The organism is Moraxella sp. CTOTU46934 (assembly GCF_031979465.1).
In the GTDB taxonomy this organism is placed as follows: Bacteria; Pseudomonadota; Gammaproteobacteria; order Pseudomonadales; family Moraxellaceae; genus Faucicola; species Faucicola tetraodonis.
Genome location: NZ_DALZEG010000012.1, coordinates 65,485 through 72,678 on the forward strand (window position 1 = coordinate 65,485; position 7,194 = coordinate 72,678).

Sequence of the window (7,194 nt, forward strand, 5' to 3'; positions counted from 1 at the left end):
GTCGTCTAATATCTTATATAAGCCTTGGTGTAGGCGACTTGCGGCTTATTTAAAAACTATTAAAAGTATTTAAAAACATTAAAAACCTACTTTTCTCATTAAAATAGTGAGGTAATGAAACGTCGTCTTATTTTTTTATCAAAAACAGTAAATAAAATATAGAGCTTTTTTAGCTAACTAATTGATCAGCAATTACCTCTGCTTGATGTAATACGAGTTCTGTAGCTAAAAGCTCCATATCAGGCGGATAGCCATATTTTCTTAGTAATCTTTTGACTACAGTACGAATTTTGGCTCTAGCAGATTCTTTGATTGTCCAATCAACACTTATGTTATTACGAATGGTTGATGTTAAAACAATGGCGAGTTCTCGCAGTTTATCTTTACCCATGAGTTCTTTGGCACTGTCATTTTCGGCAACCGCAGAGCAAAACGCATATTCAAAGTCAGTCAGTTTCAGCTCATTAGCCAAACTATCGGATTCCTTGATTTCTTTGGCTAACTTAATAAGCTCTTCAATTACTTCAGCTGCAGTTAAGACTTTGTTTTGGTAGCCTTTGATAGCGTTGTTGAGCATGTCCATGAGTTTTTTGCCTTGGGTAACGCTGTGTTGCTCTCGCACTTTTATTTCATCATTCAGTAGTTTTTTAAGAGTTTCTAGAGCAATGTTTTTGTGTTCATAATCTCGCATTTCTTCCATGAATTCATCAGATAAGATAGAGATGTCGGGTTTTTGAATACCAGCGGCATCAAAGATATCGACGACCTTTTCACTCACTAAGGCCTGGTCAATGGTCTGTTTAACTCTAGTTTCCAATTCGCTGTTGCCGATACCTGCAGAATTGGTCGTCGGTTCATTGAATTTGACCAAACGTGCTTTAACCGCTTGGATACGGTCATGGCTACCGATTAAGGCTTCGGCTTTGACCCATTTGGCTCGTGCTTGTTGGGTGGCGGTGAGTTCGTCTTCGTTAAATTCTTCATCAAAGTCGGCTATCAATTTTTTGCCTTCGTCACTAATCGCCACTTTGGCAAGCCGTGATTCATAGAAAATCCGCACCGTTGCCCCATCTTCAACGACTTGGGAGATGTCGTAAATATCAACATAATCACTAAACACCGCTGGGGTGTTGATATCGTTTTTTTCAATCGGTGTGCCTGTAAAGCCTAGATAAGTGGCATTGGGCAAGGCATCACGCAAATATTTGGCAAAACCATAAACCGTGCGTTTGCCCGTCACGTCGCCAGCATCGTTTTTGACATCGACTTCTTTGGCGGCAAAGCCATATTGCGAGCGGTGCGCTTCGTCGGCGATGACGATGATATTATGGCGTTCGGACAGCGTGTCATAGACATTGCTACCGTCTTCTGGCTGGAATTTTTGAATGGTGGTAAAAATGAAACCGCCAGAATTGACTTTAAGTAGTTCTTTGAGCTGCTCTCGATCTCCGGCTTGTTTTGGAGATTGCCTAAGCAATTCAACCGATGCCGAGAATGTAGTAAAAAGCTAGTCGTCTAAGTCGTTACGGTCGGTCAATATAACCACGGTTGGGTTATTCATGGCAAGCACGATTTTGCCTGTGTAGAACACCATTGACATAAGGCTAAATTATTGCTGACATTATTGGGTGTGGTGAGTTGGTTATTTTGGCTGATACGCTAATAGGCTTCAAGTCATTGTTCTGGGGTAAGTTGTGGGTTGATGGTAGCGATAGCTTGCAGGACATTGTCTTGGAGCAAAACTTGGCTATAGGCTCGTAGCGGTTTTATGCCGTAGGGTTCGATATCGACGCCTTAAACGTGGCGATAGCCGATGTCTTGGAGTTGTTCGATAGCTATTTGTTCGATGTCAGATTCGTAGATTTCGCTCATAGGAACATCCGTTTCTGTTTTTTAAGTTTTGGGAAAGTGTGGCAATTTGCCACAGTTTTATTTGTCTAATTCTAACTCATTCAACATTTTTTCTAATTGATAAACTGCAACGCCAATCGGCTGGGGGTTTTGATTGAGTGCATATTCAACCACGACTTCGTTACGACTTTTACAAAGTAACAAGCCTATTGTTGGTGTGTCATGTTGGGTTTTGAGTTGCCTATCGACTGCAGTCACGTAGAAATTGAGTTGCCCGATATGCTCAGGTTTAAAATCGCCAGTTTTTAATTCGATGACAACGTAACAGCGAAGTTGCAGATGATAGAAAAGCAAATCGATATAAAAATCGTCACCACCAACTTCAATATGCCGCTGTTTGCCAACAAACGCAAAACCTGTCCCTAACTCGAGTAAAAATGCCATAATATGCTGGGTTAAAGCGGTTTCTAATTCTCGTTCATGATAGGCTTCGCCTAAGCTGAGAAAGTCAAAAATATAAGGATCTTTGAAAGTTTGGGTCGCCAAATCTGAATGTATCTTGGGCAATGTTTGCGAAAAATTATTGACGGCTTGTCCTGTGCGTTCTAGCAGACCGCTTTCTATTTGATGGACTAAGACATTGCGTGACCAACCATGTTCAATGGCTTTTTGGGCGTACCATAGTCTTGTTTCATTGTCAGAAAATTTATCCAATAGTACAAGATTATGACCCCATGGTAATAGTGCAACAGCCTGCTGCACTATTTGCTTATCTTGCCATGCTTCGGCAAACTTACGCATATATTTTAGGTTGCGAGTAGAAAAACCTTTGATTTCTGGGAATTCGGTGGATAGGTCTTTGGATAGTCTGTCAATAACTTTTGCACCCCAACCTTGTTGGTCTTGACGTTGTAGGATGTTTTGTCCGATTTGCCAATATAACAGCACCAGTTCTTGATTAACCGCAAGTATAGCTCGTTGTTGAGATGAGCGAATCTGTGTTTTGAGCTGATTGAGCCAGTCTTGGTAGCTCTGTTCGCTGGTTTGCTCGGTTAAAGACATTGATAATTTTCTCTTGTTTGGAAAGTGTGGCAAATTGCCACAGTTTCGATTTTTCATGATTAGTTAAAAAGTGTGGCAAATTGCCACAGTTTTTCTTTTTTGGATAGAAAGTTTAAGATGACACATTTTTTGTCATTAACATTTCGATAAATTGCTCAATCTCAGTGCGTTGTTGTTGGTCTAAGTCTTTGGCATTGATTTCGACCACATACTTTTTGCCTTTGTGATGAAATTTTCCAATCGGTTTACCATTAGAAATGATTGGTTTTATATCTAAAGGTGCAGCAATAGCGGGTGTTAAAATATCTTGGCTTAACTTTAAGCTTTGTTGCCTAATAAATTCTGCAATTTTTCCTTGTTCGAGCTTACCAAGCTCTAACATATCCCAGACATGGGATAAGATTTCTGTTGTTTGTTGTTCTGATAGTTGTAGTTCATTAATAACTTGCTTGATATCATAGGCTGCCGAGCGAGAGAGCAATTTAGGATTGCGTTCAACCTTTTCTAAAAAACTTGCTGGTAAATCGCGGTAAGCGAAATATCGATACATCTCTTTGCGATCAATACCAACGGCTTCTGCTAAACGAGACTTATTTGGAAATAACGATTCGATACTACGCAGTGCTTTACCAATTTCAAAATCGCAAAGATCTTCTCGACTCGCATTTTCTGCTAATGCTAAAATGGCAATTTCACTATCATCTGCTTGGGTCACAATTGCATCGATATGAGTTTTGCCCAGTAACTCATGCGCTTTAAATCGGCGTTCACCAGCGATTAGCTCGTAGTTTCCTTCATCGATCTCTCGAACTGTAACCGGCTGTAAAAGCCCCATCTCTTTAATAGATTCAGCCAAACTAGCAATTTCTTTTTCATCAAATACAGTACGGGGCTGAAAACGGTTAGGACGTACTTTATTTAGCGGTAACTTTTTTAGTTCATTGCCCAACTCTAAATGAGCTGACTGATTTGCATTAAGATGCTTTGCGCTGTTCTCAGCTAACTTCTGGGCTAACAATGCTTTGATATCTTTACTCATCATCAGCCTCATTATTTCCAATGACTAAATCTTCTTGATTATCTTTATGAATGGGTAGATTTAATTCATTCACCACCCATAATGCAAATTTTCTAAATTCACGAGCGACCTTGGAGGTACGGTCAATTCTTTGGATACTGGTTTGGGCCATAGCAGCCTGATTAATTTTGGTACTAGTAGGAATTTTAATAGGAATCAGTTTTCCAAGCTGCTCTCTGGCTGAACTTTCGATGAGCTTGCAAACCGTTTGGCGTTCATCATGGCGTATCAGCAATGCGCCTAATAAATTAAGTTTAGGGTTAATACGATAAATTTTTTGAAGGTGTTTAACCAAATCAGTTACGCCATACATTCCGTACTGAGAACCCGATTCAATCGGTATAATTAAATCGGTTGCCGCAGCTAAGGCATTACTGGTCAATAGTTTCAAACTAGGTGGACAGTCAATAAGAATAACATCATATAAACCTATTAACGGAGATATTTTGTCTCTTAATTCCTCTGAAGGACGTGGCGCTTCTTCTTTCAATTTATCTTCTGCAGCACCTAGCGCTAATGATCCATAGATAAGTGATACCCCCTCTATATTAGTATCCTCATGAATAGCTAGAGGAAGTTTTTCAGCTTCCGATAGTAATAGTTCAGCGATGGTGACGCTGACTTCGCTAGGGTGGTCTTTGCCAATATGTAGACTTGCATTAGCTTGAGGGTCAAGGTCAATGACTAGGACAGATAGTTCAAGCTTTGCCAGTTCTGCTGCCAGGTTGACCACTGTAGTGGTCTTACCACAGCCACCTTTGTGATTGGCAACAGCGATAATTTTAGTCTGCTTTTTTATCATTTTGTGTACGATACCATTAAAAAGTGTGCATGGTATTATAGCTTATAATCAACAGTATTAGGACTTTGCTTACATAAAAAAGTGTAGATAGTTGAGATGCTAATTGAAAAATTAAAAAGATGAATTGGTAAGCTATCGGGCATATTTGACCTATGTTAGGCTATAACATTTTACATATACATAACCATAACCATAACCATTGAGTTTAACTATAATACTCCCCAAAAACTAGACCAAAAAATTGTAGTAAATAAGATAGAATAACCTTTAGAAAAGAGGTCTATCTAATGACAAAAGTTCGTAAACGTCATAATGCTGAATTTAAAAGCAAAGTTGCTGTTGAAGCAATTAAAGAGCAAAAGACGATCAATGAGCTGACTGCTGAATACGGTGTTCATGCAACCCAAATCAGCAACTGGAAAAAGCAAGCTTTGGCTGTCATACCCACTGCCTTTAGCACCAAGCAGCAAGACAACGAACAAGCCCAGCAAGCCATTATCGATGAACTGTATCGGCAGCTTGGGCAAGTCATCAGCGAGAGAGACTGGCTTAAAAAAAAGTCCTCACAGCTCGCTTAGATTCTCGTAAACAACTGCTAGAAACTGACAGCAAGGACTTTAGTACCCGTAAACAATGCGAACTGCTCGGTATTAACCGCTCAAGCCTGTATTATCAGCCAAAGCCCATCAGTAAGCTTGATATCACCTTGATGAACCTACTTGACGAGCAATATACCAAAACCCCATTTTATGCGGTCAAACGCATGACAGCGTATTTGAGACAATTAGGCTACTGTGTCAATCACAAGCGAGTACGCAGACTATTACGGCAAATGGGGCTAGATGCCATCTATCAGTATCCTAACACAAGTAAGCCGAATCCCGAGCATCAAGTTTACCCGTATTTGCTTAGGAATGTACCCATTACACGATGCAACCAAGTGTGGAGTACCGATATCACATACATTCGCCTGTCTAAAGGGTTTGTGTATTTGATGGCGGTGATTGATTGGTACAGCCGTTATGTTTTAGGTTGGTCGCTATCCACCACGCTTGAGGCAGATTTCTGCATTGATACGGTGGGTAAACTACTGCACAATGGGTTACGCTGTGAGATTTTTAATACGGATCAAGGCTCGCAGTTTACCAGTCCAAGATTTACCACGCCGCTCATTGATTCGGGCATTGCTGTGAGCATGGACGGTCGTGGCAGGGCGTTGGACAATATCTTTGTGGAAAGGCTTTGGCGGTCAGTGAAATATGAGTGTGTGTATTTACGCCAGTTTGATACCGTTAGCCAAGCCAGAGTTGGTTTGAAAGACTATTTTGAGTTTTACAATTATGAGCGGTTGCATCAGTCGCTTGATTACCATACCCCTGCACAGGTTTATTTAGATAACAATAGTTCGGTTAATCCTGTGCTTTATCAACCCAATTCTATCTTAATTTCGTGATTATTTGGTCTAGACATTGGGGAGTACCTTACGGTACTGCGTCAAGGCGATACCGTCACAGCACAAGGTAAACAATCCTTTACTGTCGAAGATTATCCACCCCTGCAAATCGGAAGTATCGGAAATTATGGGCAAGTGAACTTTGCGGTCGTGGGTCGTGTGCAATTTGCCTATAGTGACGGTATTTGGAATGAATGGTATCTGCAATTTGCTGACGGGCGTAACAGTTGGTTGTCCGAAGCATTAGGCTTATATAGCATCAGTTTTGACCAAGGCAAACAATCGCTACCCAGTTACAATCAACTGACGGTCAATCAATCCTTTGTCTATAATGGTATCAGCTATGTGGTGACTGACCGCCGTGAAGCAACTGCCATTGCCGGGGAAGGTGAATTGCCAATGGTGGTTGGTAAAGGTTGGCAAACCTGGACGATAGACGCCCGTTCTAAGCAACAGTTAATCACCCTTGACTACACCAAAACAGGGATCGCAGGGTTACCGTATGTGTCAGCTGGGCAAGCAGTTGCTTTATCCGATTTATCGATGCAGTTGCTAAAAGACAGTCACCAAATCAATCAAAATGTGGCAATAGGCGATGCCCAAGCGTCAAGTTTAAGCGATTTGAGTATAAGTGATAACACTAAACCCACTAGCCAAATTCATTCATTAAACTGCCCTAATTGCGCTAGCCCTGTGCCTTATGTGGTGGGAGCAACTCAATTTTTGTTGTGTCCAAGTTGCCACACTGAAATTGCATTGACAGGCAATACTGCTGAAGTGCTGCAAACCCATGCCATGATGCAAGCGTTCCCCACCTCGCTACCGCTTGGGGCAAAAGCAAGGATTATTGAATCGGATTTGGCAGAAGTCAGTGAATTTTCACACACCACTATTAGGTTCTGTTGAACATTCAAAGCTTCAGCCAATGATAAGCAAAGGCTAGAGCGA

General features: G+C 41.0%; 5 protein-coding genes and 1 pseudogene. 2 read left to right on the plus strand and 4 right to left on the minus strand.

What is annotated here, in order from left to right:
* Positions 1-169 precede the first annotated feature (169 nt).
* The 4 genes and pseudogenes from RTN07_RS09560 to RTN07_RS09575 all read right to left on the minus strand — a co-directional run.
* A pseudogene (locus RTN07_RS09560) lies at positions 170-1,600 on the minus strand (type I restriction enzyme endonuclease domain-containing protein); the annotation flags it as partial.
* A gap of 329 nt (positions 1,601-1,929) precedes the next feature.
* Complete coding sequence (locus RTN07_RS09565; RefSeq protein WP_312177698.1) at positions 1,930-2,913, minus strand: PDDEXK nuclease domain-containing protein; 984 nt, start codon at positions 2,911-2,913, stop codon at positions 1,930-1,932.
* A gap of 112 nt (positions 2,914-3,025) precedes the next feature.
* Positions 3,026-3,952, minus strand: coding sequence for a ParB/RepB/Spo0J family partition protein (locus RTN07_RS09570; protein ID WP_203172810.1), 927 nt, complete (start codon positions 3,950-3,952; stop codon positions 3,026-3,028).
* Positions 3,945-4,793: a ParA family protein gene (locus RTN07_RS09575; protein WP_227716884.1), complete on the minus strand. Its 849-nt coding sequence runs from the start codon at positions 4,791-4,793 to the stop codon at positions 3,945-3,947. Before RTN07_RS09575 ends, RTN07_RS09570 begins: the two co-directional genes overlap by 8 nt.
* Positions 4,794-5,080: 287 nt before the next feature.
* Between RTN07_RS09575 and RTN07_RS09580 the strand changes: the two genes are divergently transcribed.
* Positions 5,081-6,246 (plus strand): IS3 family transposase gene (locus RTN07_RS09580; RefSeq protein ID WP_312177701.1). Its coding sequence is split into 2 segments (ribosomal slippage): positions 5,081-5,354 and positions 5,354-6,246, totalling 1,167 coding nucleotides; the frame shifts between segments, so codons are not numbered across the junction.
* Positions 6,247-6,363: 117 nt separating this feature from the next.
* Positions 6,364-7,152: a DUF4178 domain-containing protein gene (locus RTN07_RS09585; RefSeq protein ID WP_227716886.1), complete on the plus strand. Its 789-nt coding sequence runs from the start codon at positions 6,364-6,366 to the stop codon at positions 7,150-7,152.
* The last annotated feature ends 42 nt before the right edge of the window (positions 7,153-7,194 follow it).

Excerpts from the sequence above, each read along its gene's own strand:
- RTN07_RS09565 (WP_312177698.1), bottom strand. The coding sequence starts at position 2,913 with ATGTCTTTAACCGAGCAAACCAGCGAACAGAGCTACCAAGACTGGCTC.
- RTN07_RS09570 (WP_203172810.1), bottom strand. The coding sequence starts at position 3,952 with ATGAGTAAAGATATCAAAGCATTGTTAGCCCAGAAGTTAGCTGAGAAC.
- RTN07_RS09575 (WP_227716884.1), bottom strand. The coding sequence starts at position 4,793 with ATGATAAAAAAGCAGACTAAAATTATCGCTGTTGCCAATCACAAAGGT.